This window comes from Amycolatopsis sp. VC5-11 (assembly GCF_037034185.1).
In the GTDB taxonomy this organism is placed as follows: domain Bacteria; phylum Actinomycetota; class Actinomycetes; order Mycobacteriales; family Pseudonocardiaceae; genus Amycolatopsis; species Amycolatopsis nivea.
Genome location: NZ_JBAGKF010000024.1, coordinates 59,632 through 78,395 on the forward strand (window position 1 = coordinate 59,632; position 18,764 = coordinate 78,395).

The 18,764-nt window shown below is 70.6% G+C and carries 18 protein-coding genes; 11 read left to right on the forward strand and 7 right to left on the reverse strand.

Going from position 1 to position 18,764, the window contains the following annotated elements:
- The first annotated feature begins 18 nt into the window (after nt 1-18).
- On the forward strand, nt 19-747 hold the full coding sequence (locus tag WA670_RS40690; protein WP_043834150.1) for a TetR family transcriptional regulator: 729 nt from the start codon (nt 19-21) through the stop codon (nt 745-747).
- A gap of 24 nt (nt 748-771) precedes the next feature.
- Here WA670_RS40690 and WA670_RS40695 read toward each other — a convergent pair whose 3' ends face one another.
- Genes WA670_RS40695 through WA670_RS40705 form a run of 3 tightly spaced genes read right to left on the reverse strand, consistent with a single transcriptional unit; the run spans nt 772 to nt 4,019 of the window.
- The gene (locus tag WA670_RS40695; protein WP_134730655.1) at nt 772-1,767 is read right to left on the reverse strand and encodes a transketolase family protein; all 996 of its coding nucleotides are present in this window, start codon (nt 1,765-1,767) and stop codon (nt 772-774) included.
- A complete protein-coding gene (locus WA670_RS40700) occupies nt 1,764-2,648 on the reverse strand; it encodes a transketolase (protein ID WP_308196535.1) in 885 nt (294 codons plus the stop codon). The genes WA670_RS40695 and WA670_RS40700 overlap by 4 nt, the downstream gene beginning before the upstream one ends.
- A gap of 27 nt (nt 2,649-2,675) precedes the next feature.
- On the reverse strand, nt 2,676-4,019 hold the full coding sequence (locus WA670_RS40705; RefSeq protein WP_043834145.1) for an MFS transporter: 1,344 nt from the start codon (nt 4,017-4,019) through the stop codon (nt 2,676-2,678).
- Between the two features lie 187 nt (nt 4,020-4,206).
- Here WA670_RS40705 and WA670_RS40710 point away from each other — a divergent pair, with 187 nt between their 5' ends.
- Genes WA670_RS40710 through WA670_RS40730 form a run of 5 tightly spaced genes read left to right on the forward strand, consistent with a single transcriptional unit; the run spans nt 4,207 to nt 8,718 of the window.
- Nucleotides 4,207-5,028: a sugar phosphate isomerase/epimerase family protein gene (locus WA670_RS40710; RefSeq protein WP_336161448.1), complete on the forward strand. Its 822-nt coding sequence runs from the start codon at nt 4,207-4,209 to the stop codon at nt 5,026-5,028.
- Nucleotides 5,029-5,058: 30 nt separating this feature from the next.
- On the forward strand, nt 5,059-5,832 hold the full coding sequence (locus tag WA670_RS40715; protein WP_037812669.1) for an SDR family NAD(P)-dependent oxidoreductase: 774 nt from the start codon (nt 5,059-5,061) through the stop codon (nt 5,830-5,832).
- A 27-nt stretch (nt 5,833-5,859) separates the two neighbouring features.
- Nucleotides 5,860-7,542, forward strand: a complete 1,683-nt coding sequence (locus tag WA670_RS40720) for a dihydroxyacetone kinase family protein (protein WP_037812667.1) — start codon at nt 5,860-5,862, stop codon at nt 7,540-7,542.
- Nucleotides 7,539-8,003: a ribose-5-phosphate isomerase gene (locus WA670_RS40725; protein ID WP_134730647.1), complete on the forward strand. Its 465-nt coding sequence runs from the start codon at nt 7,539-7,541 to the stop codon at nt 8,001-8,003. Before WA670_RS40720 ends, WA670_RS40725 begins: the two co-directional genes overlap by 4 nt.
- Before the next feature lie 25 nt (nt 8,004-8,028).
- Nucleotides 8,029-8,718 carry a GntR family transcriptional regulator gene (locus WA670_RS40730; RefSeq protein ID WP_336161451.1) on the forward strand — a complete coding sequence of 230 codons (690 nt, stop codon included), beginning with the start codon at nt 8,029-8,031 and terminating at the stop codon, nt 8,716-8,718.
- Nucleotides 8,719-8,916: 198 nt separating this feature from the next.
- Here WA670_RS40730 and WA670_RS40735 read toward each other — a convergent pair whose 3' ends face one another.
- Complete coding sequence (locus tag WA670_RS40735; RefSeq protein WP_336161453.1) at nt 8,917-9,975, reverse strand: M20 family metallopeptidase; 1,059 nt, start codon at nt 9,973-9,975, stop codon at nt 8,917-8,919.
- Entirely contained in the window at nt 9,972-10,961 is a 990-nt protein-coding gene (locus tag WA670_RS40740; RefSeq protein ID WP_238605401.1) for a LacI family DNA-binding transcriptional regulator, read from the reverse strand. The genes WA670_RS40735 and WA670_RS40740 overlap by 4 nt, the downstream gene beginning before the upstream one ends.
- A 111-nt stretch (nt 10,962-11,072) precedes the next feature.
- Here WA670_RS40740 and WA670_RS40745 point away from each other — a divergent pair, with 111 nt between their 5' ends.
- Genes WA670_RS40745 through WA670_RS40760 form a run of 4 tightly spaced genes read left to right on the forward strand, consistent with a single transcriptional unit; the run spans nt 11,073 to nt 14,799 of the window.
- Nucleotides 11,073-11,825, forward strand: coding sequence for a glutamine amidotransferase (locus WA670_RS40745; protein WP_336161456.1), 753 nt, complete (start codon nt 11,073-11,075; stop codon nt 11,823-11,825).
- A gap of 31 nt (nt 11,826-11,856) precedes the next feature.
- Nucleotides 11,857-12,852, forward strand: coding sequence for a DMT family transporter (locus tag WA670_RS40750; RefSeq protein ID WP_336161458.1), 996 nt, complete (start codon nt 11,857-11,859; stop codon nt 12,850-12,852).
- Complete coding sequence (locus tag WA670_RS40755; RefSeq protein WP_336161460.1) at nt 12,845-13,879, forward strand: phosphotriesterase family protein; 1,035 nt, start codon at nt 12,845-12,847, stop codon at nt 13,877-13,879. Before WA670_RS40750 ends, WA670_RS40755 begins: the two co-directional genes overlap by 8 nt.
- On the forward strand, nt 13,876-14,799 hold the full coding sequence (locus WA670_RS40760) for a ribokinase (protein WP_336161462.1): 924 nt from the start codon (nt 13,876-13,878) through the stop codon (nt 14,797-14,799). The genes WA670_RS40755 and WA670_RS40760 overlap by 4 nt, the downstream gene beginning before the upstream one ends.
- A gap of 279 nt (nt 14,800-15,078) precedes the next feature.
- Here WA670_RS40760 and WA670_RS40765 read toward each other — a convergent pair whose 3' ends face one another.
- On the reverse strand, nt 15,079-16,971 hold the full coding sequence (locus WA670_RS40765; protein WP_336161463.1) for a putative Ig domain-containing protein: 1,893 nt from the start codon (nt 16,969-16,971) through the stop codon (nt 15,079-15,081).
- 168 nt (nt 16,972-17,139) lie between these two features.
- Here WA670_RS40765 and WA670_RS40770 point away from each other — a divergent pair, with 168 nt between their 5' ends.
- Complete coding sequence (locus WA670_RS40770) at nt 17,140-18,150, forward strand: helix-turn-helix domain-containing protein (protein WP_037812648.1); 1,011 nt, start codon at nt 17,140-17,142, stop codon at nt 18,148-18,150.
- An 81-nt stretch (nt 18,151-18,231) separates the two neighbouring features.
- Here the strand turns inward: WA670_RS40770 and WA670_RS40775 are convergent, their stop codons facing one another.
- Complete coding sequence (locus WA670_RS40775; protein WP_205673249.1) at nt 18,232-18,741, reverse strand: type VII secretion system-associated protein; 510 nt, start codon at nt 18,739-18,741, stop codon at nt 18,232-18,234.
- Nucleotides 18,742-18,764: the final 23 nt, after the last annotated feature.

Here is an 18,764-nt window from a genome sequence, read left to right on the forward strand (position 1 = left end):
GGACTAGCCTTGGCCGCTATGACTTCCCCTGCCGCCGACCCGCCGCCCAAACGCCGGGGCCGCCCCAGCGTGCGGCGCGAACTGGTCGAACGGGAGATCAAGGAGAACGCCGCCCGGCTGTTCGCCGAGCGCGGGGTCGCCGGGACGACGCTGCAGGACATCGCCGACGCGACCGGCCTGACCCGCCAGGCGGTCTACCACTACGTGGCGAGCAAGGACGACCTGTTCGCCCAGTTGGTCAGCGAGATCGCCGACCAGCCCGCCCAGCTGCTCCGCGAGATCAACGCGCTGGCGGACCTGAGCCCGTCCGCGAAGCTGCGGCGCATGGCACAGACGCTGGCGCTGCACCAGATGGCGGACCCGGACCGGTTCCGGCTGATGATCCGGTCGGAATCCGATCTGCCCGAGCACCTCGCGAAGTCCTACCGGGCGAGCCGAAGGCGCGTGCTGAAGGAACTCGTCGAGGTGATCGACGGCGGCATCGCCGACGGAAGCTTCCGCAACGTCAACCCGCGCACCGCGGCGCTCGGCGTCATCGGCATGCTCAACTGGATCGCCTGGTGGCACCAGGAAGGCGGCGACGACCAGGAAACCGCCGACCAGCTCGCGGAGATGGCCGTGCGCACCGTCCGGAGCGACGACCGCGCACCGGAATCCCCGACGGTGGAAGGGATTCTCGCCAACGTCCGGCTCGAGCTGGATCTGGTCGAGCGGCTGGCCCGCCCGGACGAATCCGGGCGGGCGTAAGACGTCCGGCGCGCGCCAGTTCGGTCAGGCCCGCGCGGACAGCTCCTCCCGGACCCGGTCGGTCACGGCGTTCGTCGAAATGCCGTAGCGGTCGTGCAACGTCGGGAGCGCGCCGGCGGCCAGGAATTCGTCCGGCAGGGCGATCGGCACGACCTTCTTGCCGATGCCGCGCCGGGCGAGGGCGGCGGCGACGGTTTCGAACAGGCCGCCGATCACGCTGTGGTTTTCGAGGGTGAACACCGGACGGTCGCCCGCGATCTGGGCGAGCACGGTCTCCTCGTCGAACGGCTTGAGCGTCGCGCAATGCACGACCGCCACGTCGATTCCCCGCTTCGCCAGCTGCTCGGCGGCGAGGAGGCCACGCATGGTCATCAGGCCGGAGGAGACGAAAACGGCGTCGTCGCCGGGCCGGACCAGTTTCGCTTTGCCGAGTTCGAAGGAGTAGTCGTAGTCGTCGAGGATCCGGGGGACCGCGCCGCGCAGCAGCCGGGTGTAGCTCGGGCCGGGTGCCGCGGCGAGCTGGGGCACGGCCTGCTCGATGTCCACCGCGTCGCACGGGTCCACAATGGTCAGTCCGGGCATCCCGCGCAGGATCGCGACGTCCTCGGTCGCCTGGTGGCTCGGGCCGTAGCCGGTGGTGAGGCCGGGCAACGCCGCGACGATGTTGACGTTGAGCCCCGGTTCGGCCATGTCGAGGCACAGGAAGTCGTAGGCGCGCCGGGTGGCGAACACCGAATAGGTGGCGGCGAACGGGATCTGGCCGACCTCGGCCATGCCCGCGGCGGCGGCCATCATCACCTGCTCGGCCATGCCCATCTGGAAGAACCGGTCCGGGAACGCGCGGGCGAACACGTGCATGTCGGTGTATTTCGCCAGATCCGCGGCGAGCCCGACGATCCGCTGGTCCGCCTCGGCCGCCTTGACGAGCGCGTCGCCGAACGGGGCCCGCGTCGTGCGCACCCCGGGGTCGGCGATCGAGGCGATCATCGCGGCCGAGCGCTGCGGCTGGGCGACGGTCATCGGCGGGTCCTCTTCTCGTGTCCGGCGGTCAGCTGCTCTTTGCACACAGGCCATTCCTCGGCGGCGATCTTCATGAAGTGGAGCTTTTCCCGGCCTTCGAGCAACGGGACGCCCTTGCCGACCACGGTGTCGCAGATGACCAGGTGCGGCTGTCCGACGGCCGACGCGTTGCCGGTCGCCTCGTCCACCGCGCGCAGCAACGCCTCGGGATCGTTGCCGTCGACGCGTTGCACGTGCCAGCCGAAGGCGCGCCAGCGGTCTTCTTGGCGGTCGAGGGCGAGGACGTCACGGGTCGGTCCGTCCGCTTGCAGCCCGTTCATGTCGACGAACGCGACGAGGTTGCCGAGCTGCCAGCTCGCCGCGCTCATCGCGGCCTCCCACGTCGACCCTTCGTTGAGTTCGCCGTCGCTGAACAGCGTGAAGACCCGTTGCCCGGTCCGGCCTTGCGCGCGCAGCCCGAGGCACATCCCGACGGCGAGCCCCAGCCCGTGGCCGAGCGAACCGCCGGAGATCTCGGCGCCGGGCGTGTAGGTGGCCATCGCCGACATCGGCAGCCGCGAGCCGTCCGCGGCGTAGGTCGCCAGTTCTTCGCGGGGGAGCACCCCGGCCTCGGCGAGTGCGGAGTAGAGCAGCAGGGCGTAGTGGCCGACGGACAGGAGGAACCGGTCGCGGTCCGGCCACTCCGGATCCGCCGGGTCGAAGCGCAGGACGTCGCGGTAGAGCACGGCGAGAAGGTCGGCCGCGCCGAGCGCCTGCCCGACGTAGCCCTCGCCCTGCGCTTCGCCCTCGTCGAGGACGCCCATCCGGATGCGGTACGCCGATTCCGCGCAGGCGTCCAGCCGTCGCCGGAACGAAGTCGGCGTCATCAGGTCGAGACTCACAGCGATTTTCCTTTCGGCGACAGGGATTCAGGCGGCGGGCTGGGCGGCCGGCGCGGAGCTCGCGACCGCCGCGCGGGCCGCCTCGCGCTCCGCGCGGCCCCAGGTTTCCCGGGTCACCAGCGCCGAGACGAGGCCGAGCAGCGAGAACGCGAGGAACAGCAGCGCCGGGCCGAGCCAGCCCATGCCGAGGAACAGCAGCGTCGTGACGAACGGGGTGAGACCGGAGATCATCGCCGAGATCTGATAGGCCAGCGCGGCGCCCGAGGAGCGGGTGCCCGCCTGGAACAGCTCCGGGAACCACGCGCCCTGCGATCCGGCGAGCGCGTTCTGGCAGACGCCGTAGGAGACGACGACGGTGCACACGATCGCGATCAGCGTGCCGGTGTTGACGAGCAGGAACATCGGGATCGCCCACAGCGCGGCGAACAGCGTCACCCAGACGTACACCGAGCGGCGGCCGACCCGGTCGGTGAGCGCGCCCCAGCCGACGGTCGCGGCGATGCCGATCGCCGAGGCGATGCACAGCGCCAGGATCGTTTCCCCGCTGCTGGCGAGCTTTTCCGACTTCAGGTACGAGATCAGGTAGGTGATCGACACCGCGTAGCCCGCCGTCTCGGCGATCCGCAGGCCGATGCCGCGCACCACGTTGCGCCAGTCGTCGCGCAGCACCGCCGCGATCGGGGCCTTCACCAGGTCGCCGCTGTCGCGCACGTCCTGGAACACCGGCGATTCCGGCACCTTCGCCCGCAGCACCAGCCCGACGATCACCAGCACCAGGCTGGCCAGGAACGGTACCCGCCACGCCCAGTCGCCGGGCAGGTTCACCGACACGAGGAACACCAGGTTCGCCAGCAGCAGCCCGATCGGGAACCCGGACTGCACGATCCCGGTGAACCTGCCCTTGCGCAGCCACGGCGCGTGCTCGTAGGTCATCAGGATCGCGCCGCTCCACTCGGCGCCGTAGGCGAGGCCCTGCACGATCCGGACGGTCACCAGCAGGACCGGCGCCAGCACGCCCGCCGTCGCGTAGGTCGGCAGCAGGCCGATGGCGAAGGTCGCCAGCCCCATGATGATGAGCGACGCGACCAGCACCGGCTTGCGGCCGATCCGGTCGCCGAGGTGCCCGCCGACGATCCCGCCGAGCGGCCGCGCGATGAATCCGACGCCGAGGGTCGCGAACGCCGACAGCGTGCCGGCGATGGGCGACGCGCCGGGGAAGAAGGCGTGGCCGAGGTAGAGCGCCGCGGCGGTGCCGAACCCGATGAAGTCGTAGCTCTCGATCACGGCCCCGGCGGTGGAGCCCCAGGCCACCCGGCGGGCGTCCGCGGTGCCGTGCACCGGGCCCCGCATGGTGAGCGCTTCGCTGCGCATGTCGATCGCCTCTCTCTTCCAGCGGCCGTCTCGACAGTAATCGAGCTGCCTGGCTGTCAACAATGGAGCGTATCGTGCGCTCTGCTGGCTGCTCTGTCAACAGTGAATACCGGAGATAATCCCTTGTGAGAACTGATCATTCGGCGTGGCCTTGTCTGTTGACACTTCTCTGTTAACATTGCCGACCATGGAACGCCTCCCCGCGCCGGGCTGCTCGACGATCAGCTTCCGGCACCTGCCTCTGCCCGCCGCGCTGGCGGTTGTCGCGGACTGCGGCTTCGCCGAGATCGACCTCGGCGCGCTGCCCGGGGTCTGCGACCACGTGCCGTACGACCTCACCGACGCGGCGGTGCGCATCGTCGCCGGGCAGGTGCGTGCGTCCGGGCTGGCGGTGCGCTCGGTCAACGGCGACGTCGGCGACCTGAACCGCCCGCTCGCCCCGGCGGAGGCGGCGGACCGGGCGGCCCACCTGCGGCGGCTGCTCGACCTGGCCGCCGCGTGCGGGGCGCGGGCGCTCGTGCTGCCGTGCGGCGCGTCGTCGCACGAGCCGGTGACGAGCCTGGAAGCGGATCTGGACCTCGTCGCCGACCAGCTGGGCAGGGCGGCGGCGCTGGCCGCGAGCCGGGGCCTCGAGCTGTGGTGCGAAGCGCCGCATCTGTACCGGCTCTGCCACACGGTCGACCTCGCCGGTCAGCTGGCCGACCGGCTCGACCCGGCGGTCGGGCTGGTCCTCGACACCAGCCACATCGTCGCGTCCGGCGGCGACCCGGCCGCGTTCGCGCACCGGTTCGCCGGACGGATCGCGCACGTCCACCTCCGCGACGCGACGCCGGGCCAGATCAACCTGAGCATCGGCAACGGCGACGTGGACTTCGCCGCGACCTTCGCCGCGCTGCGCGCCACGGGCTACCGCGGCCACAGCTCTCTCGAACTCGAAACGCGGGACGTCACCGACGAGGAACGTCCGGCCGCCGCGGTCAAAGCCGCCGCCTATCTCGCCGCCCTCTGATTCCCTTCTGACGCCAAGGAGACAACGGACATGACCGGAACCCGTCGCACCGCCGTGATCACCGGAGCCGGCGCGCCCCGCGGAATCGGCCGCGCCACCGCCGCCCGCTTCGCCAGGGACGGCTGGGCGGTCGTCGTGCTCGACCTCGACGAGCCCGCCGCCAAGGAAGTGGCCGGCGAACTCGCCGCGACCGGTGCGACCGCTTTCTCGCACGGCGTCGACGTCGCCGACGAAGCGTCCGTGCTCGCCGCGTACGCGGCCGTGCGGGCCGACGTCGACGCGGGCCGCCTGCCCGGCGTCGGCGCGGTCGTCAACATCGCGGGCATCACCTCGCCGGTGCCGTTCCTGGAGACGACGCTCGACCTGTGGAACAAGGTGCTGGCGGTCAACGCGACCGGCACCTACCTGGTCACGAAAGCGTTCCTGCCCGACCTGATCGAGGCGGGCTGGGGACGGATCGTGAACATGTCCTCGGTGTCGGCGCAGCAGGGCGGCGGCGTGTTCGGCCGGACCCCGTACAGCACGGCGAAAGCCGCGATCCTCGGCTTCACCAAGGCGCTGGCGCGGGAACTGGGCGACGCCGGGGTGACGGTGAACGCGGTCGCGCCCGGCGCGGTCGAGACCGACATCCGCGCCGAATCGACCACCGCCGAACTGGAAGCCGCGATCACCCGCAGCGTCCCGCTCGGCCGGCAGGCCACCGCGGACGACGTCGCCGGGGTGATCGCCTGGCTCGCCACCGACGACGCGGGCTACCTGCAGGGCACCACGATCGACGTCAACGGCGGCTCGTTCCTCCACTGACCCTCCCTTGAGGACGGAGCACACGCGATGACCTACCTCTACGACGATCCGGCGGCGTTCGCCGAGGACGCGCTCGCCGGGTTCTGCGATCTGCACGCAGGCGCGGTGCGGCGGGTGCCCGGCGGCGCGGTGCGCGCGGACCGGCCCGCCCGGCCGAAAGTCGCGGTGCTGCCGGGCGGCGGATCCGGGCACTACCCGGCGTTCTACGGCGTGATCGGGCCGGGTTTCGCCGACGGCGCGGTGAGCGGCAACCTCTTCACCTCGCCGTCCGCGCAGGACGCCTGTTCGGTGGCGGCAGCCGCGGATTCCGGCGCCGGAGTGGTGTTCAGCTACGGCAACTACGCGGGCGACGTGCTCAACTTCGGTCTCGCCGCGGAATCGCTGCGGGCACGCGGGATCCGCGCGGAACACGTCGTGGTCACCGACGACATCGCCAGCGCCCCGCCGCAACAAGCGGAGCAGCGGCGCGGCATCGCCGGCGACTTCGTGGTCTTCAAAATCCTTGGCGCGGCCGCCGAAGAAGGCCTGGATCTCGACGCGGTCGTGCGCGCCGGGCGCAAGGCCAACGCGGCGACCCGCACGATCGGCACCGCGTTCTCCGGCTGCACGTTCCCCGGCTCGGACACCCCGCTGTTCACCGTCCCGGACGGGCAGATGGGGCTGGGCCTCGGCATTCACGGCGAACCCGGGCTGCGCGACCTCCCGCTCCCGTCCGCCGCCGTCCTGGCCGAGGACTTCGTCGGCCGGATCCTCGCCGAAAAGCCCGGCGGTGCGGGCGATCGCGTCGCGGTGGTGCTCAACGGCCTCGGTTCGGTCAAGCACGAGGAACTGTTCGTGCTGTGGACCCGGATCGCCGCGCTGCTGCGGGAATCCGGCCACACGCCGGTGCTCCCGGAGGTCGGCGAACTGGTCACCAGCCTCGACATGGCGGGCGTTTCACTCACCGTGACCTGGCTGGACGAGGAACTGGAACGCTGGTGGCGCGCGCCCGCCGCCACGCCCGCCTTCCGTCGCGGCGAAACCCGGCACGAACCGGCCGCCGCTCCGGCAGCCGAGGTCGTGGCCGAACCCGCTGCGCCGCGTTACGCCGCTGCCTCGCCTGAGTCGCGAAAGCTCGCCGAAGCGGTGCTGGACGGCCTGCGCGCGGTCCGAAAAGCCTTGCACGGAGCCGAAACCGAGCTGGGTGCCATCGATGCCGTCGCAGGGGACGGCGACCACGGACGCGGCATGGTCCGCGGCATCGACGCTGCTCTCGCGGGCGCCGAGTCCGCCTGGCACGACGGGGCGGGCGCGGGCGATTGCCTCGCGGCCGCCGGGGACGAGTGGGCCGCTCGGGCCGGTGGCACGTCCGGTGTCCTGTGGGGCGCCGGGTTGCGCGCGGCAGGAGAGGCCATCGGTGCGGAATCGGGGGTCGTCGACGTCCGGGTCGTGGTCGACGCGTTCGCCGACCGGGTCGTGCGACTCGGCGGCGCCGAACCGGGCGACAAGACGATGGTCGACGCGCTCGAACCGTTCCGTACCGCGCTGGTGGTGGGGAAGCCGTGGGCGGAAGCGGCCGCGGTCGCGGAAGCCGCGGCGCGGGACACCGCCGCGCTGACCCCGAAGAAAGGCCGGGCGCGCCCGCTGGCCGAACGCAGTGTCGGCACCCCGGACGCCGGTGCCGTTTCCCTCGCACTGATCGTGCGCACTCTCGCGGAAGGAATCCGATGACCTACCGGATCGCGGTCGGCTGCGACGACGCCGGCCTGGACTACAAGGAACAACTCGCCCGCGACCTGCGCGCGGATCCGCGGGTGTCAGAGGTGCTCGACCTCGGCGTGCACCGCGGCGCCGAGGACGAACACCGGCCGTACCCGGAGATCGGGCTCGCCGCGGGGGAGGCGATCCGGGCGGGCACGGCCGACCGCGCGGTGCTGGTGTGCGGGACCGGGATCGGCATGGCGCTCTCGGCGAACAAGGTGCCCGGGATCCGCGCGGCCACCGCGCACGATTCGTTCTCCGCGGAACGCTCGGTGCTGTCCAACAACTGCCAGGTGCTTGCCCTGGGCCAGCGCGTGATCGGTCTCGAACTCGCCCGCCGGCTCGTGCGCGAATGGCTCGGGTACGCCTTCGACGACCGGTCGCCGAGCGCGGCGAAGGTACAGTTGCTCGACGACTACGAACGGTGCTGACGCCGAGTCAGAGAGGAGGCGTGCGGTGAGCCGTCCGGCTTCGGCCAGCCAACCCGGCCGCAACCTGCGCCAGATGGCGGTCGACACGCTGCGCGAGGCGATCACCACCGGCCAGTTCCCGCCCGGCAGCCACCTCGGCGAGGTCCAGGTGTCCGAGCAGCTCGGGATCAGCCGGGGCACCCTGCGCGAGGCACTGCGCGAGCTGCAGCAGGAAGGCCTGGTCTCGTACGGCGAGCGGGGTCGCGTCACCGTGCGCTCGATCAACGAGAAGGACATCATCAACACCTTCACCGTGCGCGCCGCGCTGGAGGCGCTCGCGGGGGAGACGCTGGCCTCGAGTTACTACCGGGAGGAGCACTGCGCCAAGCTGCGGAAAGCGGTCGATGCGATGGCTCGTGCGGAGCGGGTGTCGCTGGAGGCGCAGATCGAGGCTGATCTGGCGTTCCATGAGCTGCTTGTGAAGCTTACGGACAATGACGCGCTGGTGCGGTCTTGGAAGCTGCTCGAGGGGGCGATTCGGATGTGCATCATGTATCGGGGGCTTGAGCGGGCGCTGTCGAATATGAGTGCTGGGCGGCATTTGGAGATCGTCACCGCTATTGAGTCCGGGGATCCGGTCAAGACTCAGCAGGTGATTTCGGATCATATGGCGGCTACTGGGCAGGCGTTGTTGTTCGGGACTGTGCGGACTCGGCCTCGTATTGATCTTGGGTAGTCGGCTGTTCGTGTTCGGCTCGTCGCCTGGCGGCGACATTGCCGTGGGGGTTGCGTGGGGCACCCCGAAGCTTGATTGTGCTGACGGTCTGGGGTGCGGGGGTGGTGTGGGTGCCTCGCTCGTTGGGTGCATCGGTGCGGGGGCGTATTGGGTTGGGGGGTCGAGCGGCGGGGTCTCAGTCCATATTGGACTGTGGGGTCACCGTGCGGCGGAAAGTACCAGTTCTTGATAGTTGCGCGACGCCTCTTGCCAGGATTTCAGTTCCAGTTTTTCGTTCGCTGCGTGCATTTCGCGTGGGTCTCCTGGTCCCCAGATCACGATCGGGGCTCCGGCCACCGATCCGGCCAATGCTGAGGCGTCGGTGAAGTAGGTGGCGGCTGGAGCGGTGACTTGGTCGGAGAGCGCGTCCGGCAGGCGTGGGGTCCGGACGGCGGGCAGGTCGAGATCCACCTCGGTACTGATTGCCGGATCGAGCGAAGACGCCCAGGCGATCGCGGGCGCTCCTCCGTCTACGGTGCGCACGTCCAGCGTCAGAACTGCCGCAGCGGGAACGATATTCGTCGCGGTTCCGCCCTCGAAGGTGCCTACGTTGACGGTCTCCTTGCCGAGATAGTCCTCAGTGGACAGCGGAAACGAGTCGAGCGCACCTAGGGCCCGCTCGGCGAGCAGTTGGATCGCGTTGCGGCCGAGGTGCGGTGTGGACCCGTGGGCGGCTTTGCCGGACGCGGCGAGGCGCAGCCACGTGGCCCCGCGATGGCCGAGCGAGACGCGGTTTTGTGTCGCTTCGGGTACTACGACGATCTGCGGCGTCAGCTCCAGCGAGTTTGCGGCCTCCGCCGCGCCGCGGCAGCCGATTTCTTCGTCGCTGGTGATCAGGACTTGTGCGTCGGCACCGGCTTCCGCGGCGTTGCGCAACGCTTCCAGGGCGGCTACCAGGCCGCCCTTCATGTCGACGCTGCCTCGGCCGTGCAGGTGCTTCTCGTCGGTGTCCGCGGAGAACGGGGTGCGGTCCCACAGATCGGGGGAGCCGACCGGGACGGTGTCGATGTGGCATACGAACAGTGGGCCGCGGCCCGATCCGGTGCCGAGCAGCATCCACGGGCGGCCGGTGGTGGAACGTTGCAGCACGCGTACGCCCGCAATAGCCGTGGCGTAGGAGGTCGCCAGTTCCTGGGCTGAGGCCTGTGCGGCGTTGCCTCCGGACGTGGTGTCTTGGCGCACGAGGTCGCGCAGCAGGTCAAGGGCGTCGTCGGTCATGCGGAGTACTCCCGGGTCGATTCGCGGACGACTAGCTGCATCGAGAGCACGTGGTCCGCGGGGCTGTCCCCGGCCGCGAGGCGGGTGATCTCGTCGACCGCTTTGCGGGCCATCTGCTCGGTCGGTTGCGCAACGGTCGTCAGGCGCGGCGAGGTCCATTCGCCGAGGGTGATGCCGTCGCAGCCGATCACCGAGAGGTCCCCTGGCACCGCGACCCCGGCGCGGCGGGCCGCTTCGAGCAGGCCTACCGCGGCGATGTCGCTGGCGGTGAACACCGCGGTCGGCTCCGCGCCGGCCCGTGCCATGTGCGCGAAGAAGTTCATGCCGAACGCCGAGCTGAAGGTGCCGCGCACGATCATCGCCTCGTCGGCCTCGATGCCGTGCGCCTTCAGCGCCGCCCGGTACCCGGCCTCGCGCTGGTCGGCCGTCCGCAGCCCGGCCGGGCCGCCGACGTGGGCGATGCGCCGGTGGCCCTGGGAGATCAGGTGGGTGGTCGCCTGGTACGCGCCGCCGAAGCTGTTCGCGGTGATGTGCGCGATCCGCGGCCCGGCGGCTTCGACGTACTCGTCGAGGAAGACCACCGGGAAATCGCCCGCCAGCCTGCCCGCGAAGGCCTCGTTGGTGCTGTTCATCCCCAGATAAATCAGCCCGCCCACGTCCGGCACCCGCATCAGGCGCTCGACGCTGGCGCGCTCCCGCGACGGCGACGAGCCGGTGAGGGCGGTGAACACGTCGATGCCGTCCGTCGCGGCGGCGTCGGCCACCGCGTCCGCCAGCGTGGAGAAATACGGGTTGTCCAGCGACGGCACCACCAGGCCGAGGCTGAGCCCGGTCACCTGTTTCTGGACGGGCGGATGCCCTTCGGCGGACAGTGCGGCATCGATGCGCCGGGCCGTCTCGGAGGCGACATTGAGCTCGCCCCGGACGTACCTCGACACCGTCGACACCGCCACCCCGGCCTCTCGGGCCACCTTCGCCAGCGACATCCGGCTCCTCCCCGTTCGAGCGTTGACGGCGACTGCAACCGCATCCTATATTGGCGTTGTTGCGCTATGTTGCGCAACACACGCTAAAGCTTTCGCCCGAAGGAGTCGTCGATGGTCAAGGTCCTGCTAGCCGGGGAGTCGTGGGTCAGTGCGACGATCGACCACAAGGGATACGACCCGTTCGCGCACACGCAGGTGGAGATCGGGTGCGAGCGGCTGCTGGCGGTGCTGGCGGCGGAAGGGGTCGAGGTGACTCACCTGCGTTCGCACGACGTGGCCGAGAAGTTCCCGCAGACGCTGGAGGAACTCGGGGCCTACGACGTCGTGCTGCTCTCCGACGTCGGCTCCAACACGCTGCTGCTGCACCCGGACACGTTCACCCGCGGCCGCCCGACGCCCAACCGGCTCAAGCTGCTGCGCGAGTGGGTCCGGGGCGGCGGCGGCCTGATGATGGCGGGCGGCTACCTGAGCTTCCAGGGCTTCGAGGGCAAGGCCAACTACCACCGGACGCCGATCGAGGAGATTCTCCCGGTCGACATCGACCCGTTCGACGACCGCGTCGAGACCCCGGAGGGCGTCCGCGCCCACGTCGTGCAGTCCGGCCATCCGGTGGTCGCCGGTCTCGATCAGGAATGGCCGATCCTGCTGGGCTACCAGCACACCACGCTGAAGCCGGACGCCGAACTGCTCGCCACCGTCGAGGGCGACGTCATGCTGGCCGCGCGGCGGTTCGGCGAGGGCCGCACCCTCGCGTTCACCTCGGACATCTCCCCGCACTGGGCTCCGGAGGAGTTCATGAGCTGGGACGGCTACCGCAAGCTCTTCGCCCAGGCGCTGACCTGGCTCGCCGGACGCGACAGCTGAGCCGCGCGCACTCGGGATCAAGGAGGATTCGATGAGTACGTCACCCACCCGCCGCGCGACCTCGGTCGTCGTGCTGACGATCGCGACCGTCTTCGCCGGCATGCTCGGCCCGTTGCAGTCGCTGGTCAACGGACATCTCGGCACCGAACTCGGCGACGGGCACGCCGCCGCGCTGGTGTCCTTCGGCACCGGCCTGGTGCTGATGCTGGTCATCGTGCTGACGCGGGCCCGGACGCGCGCCGCGTTCTTCCGGCTGCCGGGTCAGCTGGTGCGCGGCGAGATCCCGCGGTGGAACTTCTTCGCGGGCCTGTGCGGCGCGGTGATCGTGCTCTCCGAAGGCGTGACGGTGGGCTTCCTCGGGGTGGCGATCTTCCAGACCTCGCTGATCTCCGGCATGGTCATCTCCGGCGTGGTGTGCGACCGGCTCGGCATCGGCGTCCCGTTCAAGCAGGCGATGAGCGCGCCGCGCATCGCCGGGGCGATCCTGGCCATCTGCGCCACGGTGCTGGTCGTCTCCCCGAACTGGTCGGCCCCGCACATGATCGCGCTGGCGATCATGCCGTTCGTCGGCGGCCTGCTCGCCGGCTGGCAGCCCGCGGGCAACTCCGAGATCGGCCTGCTGTCCGGCTCGATGTTCATCTCCATCACCTGGAACTTCCTCATCGGCTTCGTGGCGCTCGGCCTCGTGTACGTCGTGCGGATGGCGGCTTCGGGCGCGCACTTCGCGTTGCCGGGCACGTGGTGGATGTACTTCGGCGGGCCGCTCGGCCTGTTGTCGATCGCGCTGATGGCCTTGCTGGTGCGCGGTTTGGGCTTGCTGCTGCTGGGGCTGGCCTCCACGGCCGGCCAGCTCATCGGGTCGCTGCTGCTCGAGGTCGTCGCTCCCGCGGCGGGGTCCAGCCTGCACCTGGTCACCGTCCTCGGCGCGCTCGTGGCACTGGCGGCCGCGGCGATCGCGATGATTCCGTCCCGGCACACGGCCGAACCGGCGGTCCTCGCCCAGCCCGCCGAGGTGCATCGTGGCTGAGGTGCGCGGCGTCCTCGGTGCGGTCGAGGCGGCGGACCTCGGGCTGGTGCTGCCGCACGAGCACCTCTTCAACGACCTGTCTTCCGCCGTCGCCGAACCGTCCTACGCCTCCACCCGGCGGCTCGTCGAAGCGGAAGTGGGGCCTGCCTGGCAGTTCCTGCTTCGCCAGGATCCCTACTGCTGCGCCGACAACGTGGCGGTGAAGGACCACGCGAGTGTCGTGCGCGAGCTGGCCGCGTTCGCCGCGGCAGGCGGCGGCACGGTAGTCGACGCGACCGGCAGCGCGGCGATCGGCCGCGACCCGCGCGCGCTGGCGGCGGTAGCCGAGGCCACCGGGGTCACCGTCATCATGGGCACCGGTGCGTACCTGGAGAAATTCGAGGGCGAGCGCATCACCGCGGTCGCCGTCGAAGCGCAGACCGCGCGCATTCTCACGGAGCTGGACGAGGGCGTCGGCGAAACGGGAATCCGGGCCGGCGTCATCGGCGAGGTCGGCGTCTCGCCGTTGTTCACCGACGGGGAACGGGCTTCGCTGCGCGCCGCGGCGCTCGCGCAGGCGGCCCGGCCGAACGTCGGGCTCAACATCCACATGCCGGGCTGGCAACGCCGCGGGCACGAGGTGCTCGACCTGGTGCTGGACGAATGCGGTGCGCTGCCGGGCAAAGTCGCGCTGGCGCACAGCGATCCGTCCGGCGACGATCCCGGCTACCAGCGCGAGCTCCTCGAACGCGGCGTGCTGCTGGAGTTCGACATGATCGGCCTCGACATTTCGTTCCCCGGCGAAGGCGTGGCCCCGACGGTTTCCCAGACCGCGCATGCCGTGGCGCGATGGGTGCACGAGGGCTTCGGGGAGCAGATCATGTTGTCGCACGACCTGTTCCTGAAGCAGATGTGGACGCACAACGGCGGCAACGGGCTGGTCTTCGTGCCGACTGTTTTCGCTGATCTGCTCGAAGCCGAAGGCGTCCCGGCCGACGCGGTCGCCCGGCTGATGCGGGATGTCCCGGTGCGATGGCTGACCGCATGAGCGCCGTCGTAGCGGTCGTCGCGTCGCTCAACGTCGACCACATCGTCCAAGCACCGCGGATTCCCGAACCAGGGGAGACCCTCATGGGATTCTCGGCGAGCCGGGAACTGGGCGGAAAAGGCGGCAACCAAGCCGTCGCCGCCGCCCGGCTCGGCGCGGACGTCGCGGTGATCGGATGCGTCGGCCAGGACGAGGACGGCGACGAGTACCTGAAAGCCCTCGCCGCCGAGGGCGCGGACGTCACCCATGTGCGAAGGTCGCCGCTGCCCACCGGCCGGGCCGCGATCACCGTCGACGCGGAGGGCGTCAACTCGATCGTCGTCGTGGCCGGGGCGAACGCCGACATCCCCGCAGCGGCAGCCGAAGCGGCGATCGACGCGATGCCAGGTCTTCGAGTCGCAGTAGGCCAGTTGGAGGCGGCGGCCGACGCGACGGAACGGGCGTTCGCGGCTGCTCGCGCACGCGGGGTCCTGACGGTGCTCAACACCGCGCCCGTCGCCGACGTGGCCGGGAAGCTGCTGCCGTTCAGCGATGTGGTGGTGGCGAACGAAATCGAGTTCCGGCAGCTCACCGGCCAAGATCCCTTCGACAGCAACGGGTTGCAACGTGGCAGCGCTGACCTGTTCGCGAGGGGCTGCCGATGGGTGATCGTGACGCTGGGGGCGGAGGGGTGCGCGGTGCTCGACGCGTCGTCGTCCGCACATGTCCCTGCCGTTGCGGTCCGGGCGGTCGACACCACGGCTGCGGGAGATTCGTTCGTCGGGGCGCTTGCTGCCCGGCTCGCGGAGATCTCCGGCGAGCCGACGACCGCGGAGGTTGTGGCGGCCTGTGGTTTCGCAGCGAAAGTAGCCGCGGTCGTGGTGACGCGGCACGGGGCGCATCCCTCGCTGCCGACTCTGGCGGAGGTGGTCGAGGTGTGACGCCGCGGCTTCCTGGCTGGGAAGCGGCCGCCGGTGAGTGGCCTCGGATTTGTTCTACGGCAACGGCGTGGCAATGATCGACGGCGACAGTGTGCTGAACCGGTCGCCGATGGGCGCCGAGGGCCGCGCGGTGCTCGGCGAGTGACCGGGCGGCGTCCTGCTGGATCCGCCTGCCGCCGAGCCCGGCTGAGGCATTCCGCACCCGCGCGAGGTGAAAGTTCCTTGCCCACCAAGGAAAGGCCGCCCCGCGTACGGGACGGCCCTTCCGTCGGTACAGAGTCAGCTCACGGTCAGCGCCGTGTCGTCGAGGCAGAAGGACGTCTGCAGGCTCGAGTCTTCGGTGCCGGTGAAGGTGAGCGTCACCGTCTGGCCGGCGTACGCCGACATGTCAACGGTGCGCAGCTGGTATCCGTTCGCCTGGTTCAGGTTCGAGTAGGTGGCGAGCGTGGTCGACCCAGCCTTGACGGTGAGCTTGTCGTACGCCGTCGAGGTGGTCGTCTCGGCGGTGTCGACGTGCAGGTAGTAGCTCAGCGTCGCGTGGCAGCCCGAGGGGATGGTCACCGACTGGGAGACCGTGTCGGTGTGCGCGCTGCCGTAGCCGTCGAGGTAGGCGAGGTAGCTGCCGCTGTGCGGGGGCTCGCCGTTGGACGACGTGCTGACGACTCCGCTGGACGCGGTCCACGGGCTGGTGCCGTTCTCGAAGCCGGGGTTGCCCAGCTTCTGGCCGGAGCAGGTGCCGCCGCCGGTCGGGGCGATCGTCCAGCTGAACGTGGTGGAGCCGGTGGCGCCGGAGGAGTCCTTGGCGGTCGCGGTCACCGAGTACGTGCCCGCGGTGGTCGGCGTGCCGGAGATCAGGCCGCCGGAGCTGATCGACAGTCCGGCGGGCAGGCCGGTCGCCGTCCAGGTGTAGCCGCCGCTGCCGCCGGACGCGGAGAGCTGCAGCTTCGCCGCGGTGCCGACGACGCCGTTCTGGCTGCCGGGGTTGTTCGCCGTGACGCCGCCGCTCGGGGTGCCCGCGGTGAAGGCCGCGGTGCCGTTCGGGGTGCCGAGACCGGTCGGGCCGTCCCAGCCCGGGCCGGCGTTGCACTGCACCGAGGACGAGCAGCTGCCGTTGCTGCCGGAGGTCACGTCGTTGAGGTTGCCGGTGTGCGAGTACGGGTAGGCGGCGGGGGTGTCGGACGCGCCGGGCGTGCCGGCGAGGGCGTAGACCGAAGCGATGATCGGGGCGGAGGCGCTGGTGCCGCCGTACACGGCCCAGCCGCTGCCGCCGTAGGTCTGGTACACCGCGACGCCGGTCTGCGGGTCGGCCACCGCCGAGACGTCGGCGACCGCGCGCTTGCTGCAAGCGGTCGTCACGTTCTGGAAGGCGGGCTTGGTCACGTAGCCCGAGCAGCCGCTGCCCGCGCCGCTCCACGCGGTTTCGCCCCAGCCGCGGGCGCTGCTGTTGCGGGTCAGCGAGGTGCCGCCGACCGCGGTCACGTACTGCGACGAGGCCGGGTAGCTGATGCCGTAGCCGTTGTCGCCGGTGCTCGCGGTGATCGCGACGCCGGGGTGGTGGAAGTAGCTCGAGTCGGAGGAGGGTTCGGAGCCGTCCTCGCCGCCGCCGTAGCTGTTCGAGACGTACTTCGCGCCCATCGACACGGCGGTGTTCACCGCGGTGCCGAGATCGGCCATGCTCGGCTGGTTCGCTTCGACGAGCAGAATGTGGCAATTCGGGCAGATCGCCGAAACCATGTCGACGTCGAGCGAGATTTCGCCCGCCCAGCCCGAATCGGCGGACGGAAGCGGACTGGTTTGCCCGTTTTCGTTGACTTTCTTGAAACAGCCGTTCGCGGTGGTGCAGGGCGGGAGCCCGTAGGTGGAGCGGTAGCTCGCGAGGTCCGATTCAGCGTTCGGGTCGTCGTTGGAGTCGACGATCGCCACCGTCGCCGAGGCGCTGCCGGCGGCGGTGAGGTTGTAGGCGGAGCGCAGGTCCGCGGGGCCGAACCCGCTGGGCAGCGCGCCGGGGGAGAGCAGCGCGCGCATGGTGTCGGTCTGGCGTTCGGCGAAACACGTGACCATGCCGGGCTTCGCCTTCTCGGCGCAGACGCGGGCGGTCGGATGCGCCGCGGCGGGCGCGGCCACGGCGGGCAGGGCCGGGGCGGTCAAGGCCAAGGCCGCGAAACCGGCCATGGCAAGGATTCTTCGGGCTGAACGGGACACGATCCCTCCCAGGGAATTTCCTGCGAACGGCGTCGGGCCATTCGGTGCCCCGTTGTCTACAGTTCGTTCAGCCCTGGCGGTGACGCGCTGGTGCCAGTGGCGCAATGGTGTCGGCAAGCCCGGTGGAGGTGCCTCCGAATGGTTCCCGAAGCAATCGGCCATCTCCTGACGCTCGGGCTCAAAGCGGACGAAGCAGAAATCTATCTCGACCTACTTTCGTCGGGACCGGTTCCGCCTGATCGGCTAGCGCACGAGACCGGCCGCGACCCCGGCGAAGTGCGCCGCGTGCTGACGGTGCTCGCCGGAATCGGACTGGCCGGCCCGGTCGACGGCCCCGGCTCGCCGATGTCCGCGCTGCGCCCGGAACCGGTGCTGGAAGTGCTGAGCAGGCAACGCGAGGCCGAGCTGGCCGGAGCCCGCGCGGCGATGACCCGGCTGTACGAGCAATACCGAAGACATGCGGTCCGTTACGACGCCGACTCGATGATCGAGGTAGTCAGCGGAACCACTGCCGCCGAACGGGTGCAGCAACTGGAACGAGCGGCGCGGAAGGAGGTCCGCGGCCTGGACTCGCCGCCGTACTACGCCGACGCGGACGCCAACGAGATCGAACTCGAGAACCTGGCCCGCGGCGTCCGCTACCGCGCCGTCTACGGGCGGCTCGCGCTGGAACGCCCCGAGTACGTCGAGGAAAACATCCTGCCCTGCGGCAAACGCGGGGAGGAGGCCCGGGTGCTGCCTGAGGTCCCGGTGAAACTGCTGATCGTCGACGACTGCGCAGCCCTGTCCGGCGCGGACCGCACCGTCCTGCTCATCCGCTCGTGCGGCCTGTTCGACGCACTGGCCGGCTTGTTCGACATGTGCTGGCAAGTCGCGCTGCCGTTAGGCCTCGCCGACGACACCTCCGGCCCGGAGATCCGCCCCAGCGAACGACGGCTGCTGGCATTGCTCGCCGCCGGCCTCACCGACGACCAGGTCGCCCGGGTGCTCGGCGTGAGCAGGCGGACGATGTTCCGGTACCTGGAAAACCTGATGGCTCGCACGGGCGCGGCGAACCGGTTCCAGCTCGCCCTGCACGCGACTCGGAACGACTGGCTTTCGGTGGACAGCCAGCCTGGTGCTTCGCCGGTGCGGTCGGTGCCGTTGTGAGCTGAGGGTGGCATGCGTCCGGTGCCCGCCCCGCCTGCCGCCAGTCCGGAGCGATCTGTCCGCTGAGCACCGACCCGCCGGTCAGCTCATGATCTCCCGCACGCTGTCAGCCAGCAGCCGAAGGCACCCCGGCGCACCAGGATTGAGCAGCAGATCAACCCCGTCGTAGTCATTGAGCAAACGGAGCAGATCAACAGGACCAGCCGGACGCCAACCGGCGGCGCGTACTCGGCGGCGGTGCGCCGGGGCGGTCGTGACGAGCAGGCAAGGGATGTTGTCCGGCGACGGCGCGACGAGCGGAGACTCATCGGTATCCACAGCCACCGCGAAGGCCGATTCGCGGAAGACGGCGGCCAGTTGGTCGAAGTCCGCCTCGCCGCGCGCCGTCAGGCGGAGCACGGCGTCCAGCGGGTCGGTCGGGGAGTCTTCCGCGGACGGTTCGTAGGACGGGTTGGGCTCGAAGCGGCTGACGGACCCGTCTTCGCGCGCGAGCCAGCCGCCGACCACGGCCTCCGGCGGCGGGGTCGGGGCCTCGCTGCCGTCGGCCGTCCACGCTGGGTCGACCAGCAGCACCCACTGGTCCTCGGACATCGCTGGCGCCTCCTTCGCGTCCG

What these genes read in the sequence shown, in the direction of transcription:
- WA670_RS40720 (WP_037812667.1), top strand. Translation starts at nt 5,860, where the DNA reads ATGACCTACCTCTACGACGATCCGGCGGCGTTCGCCGAGGACGCGCTC.
- WA670_RS40750 (WP_336161458.1), top strand. Translation starts at nt 11,857, where the DNA reads ATGAGTACGTCACCCACCCGCCGCGCGACCTCGGTCGTCGTGCTGACG.
- WA670_RS40740 (WP_238605401.1), bottom strand. Translation starts at nt 10,961, where the DNA reads ATGTCGCTGGCGAAGGTGGCCCGAGAGGCCGGGGTGGCGGTGTCGACG.
- WA670_RS40725 (WP_134730647.1), top strand. Translation starts at nt 7,539, where the DNA reads ATGACCTACCGGATCGCGGTCGGCTGCGACGACGCCGGCCTGGACTAC.
- WA670_RS40695 (WP_134730655.1), bottom strand. Translation starts at nt 1,767, where the DNA reads ATGACCGTCGCCCAGCCGCAGCGCTCGGCCGCGATGATCGCCTCGATC.
- WA670_RS40745 (WP_336161456.1), top strand. Translation starts at nt 11,073, where the DNA reads ATGGTCAAGGTCCTGCTAGCCGGGGAGTCGTGGGTCAGTGCGACGATC.
- WA670_RS40715 (WP_037812669.1), top strand. Translation starts at nt 5,059, where the DNA reads ATGACCGGAACCCGTCGCACCGCCGTGATCACCGGAGCCGGCGCGCCC.
- WA670_RS40765 (WP_336161463.1), bottom strand. Translation starts at nt 16,971, where the DNA reads ATGGCCGGTTTCGCGGCCTTGGCCTTGACCGCCCCGGCCCTGCCCGCC.
- WA670_RS40690 (WP_043834150.1), top strand. Translation starts at nt 19, where the DNA reads ATGACTTCCCCTGCCGCCGACCCGCCGCCCAAACGCCGGGGCCGCCCC.
- WA670_RS40705 (WP_043834145.1), bottom strand. Translation starts at nt 4,019, where the DNA reads ATGCGCAGCGAAGCGCTCACCATGCGGGGCCCGGTGCACGGCACCGCG.
- WA670_RS40760 (WP_336161462.1), top strand. Translation starts at nt 13,876, where the DNA reads ATGAGCGCCGTCGTAGCGGTCGTCGCGTCGCTCAACGTCGACCACATC.
- WA670_RS40735 (WP_336161453.1), bottom strand. Translation starts at nt 9,975, where the DNA reads ATGACCGACGACGCCCTTGACCTGCTGCGCGACCTCGTGCGCCAAGAC.
- WA670_RS40710 (WP_336161448.1), top strand. Translation starts at nt 4,207, where the DNA reads ATGGAACGCCTCCCCGCGCCGGGCTGCTCGACGATCAGCTTCCGGCAC.
- WA670_RS40770 (WP_037812648.1), top strand. Translation starts at nt 17,140, where the DNA reads ATGGTTCCCGAAGCAATCGGCCATCTCCTGACGCTCGGGCTCAAAGCG.
- WA670_RS40775 (WP_205673249.1), bottom strand. Translation starts at nt 18,741, where the DNA reads ATGTCCGAGGACCAGTGGGTGCTGCTGGTCGACCCAGCGTGGACGGCC.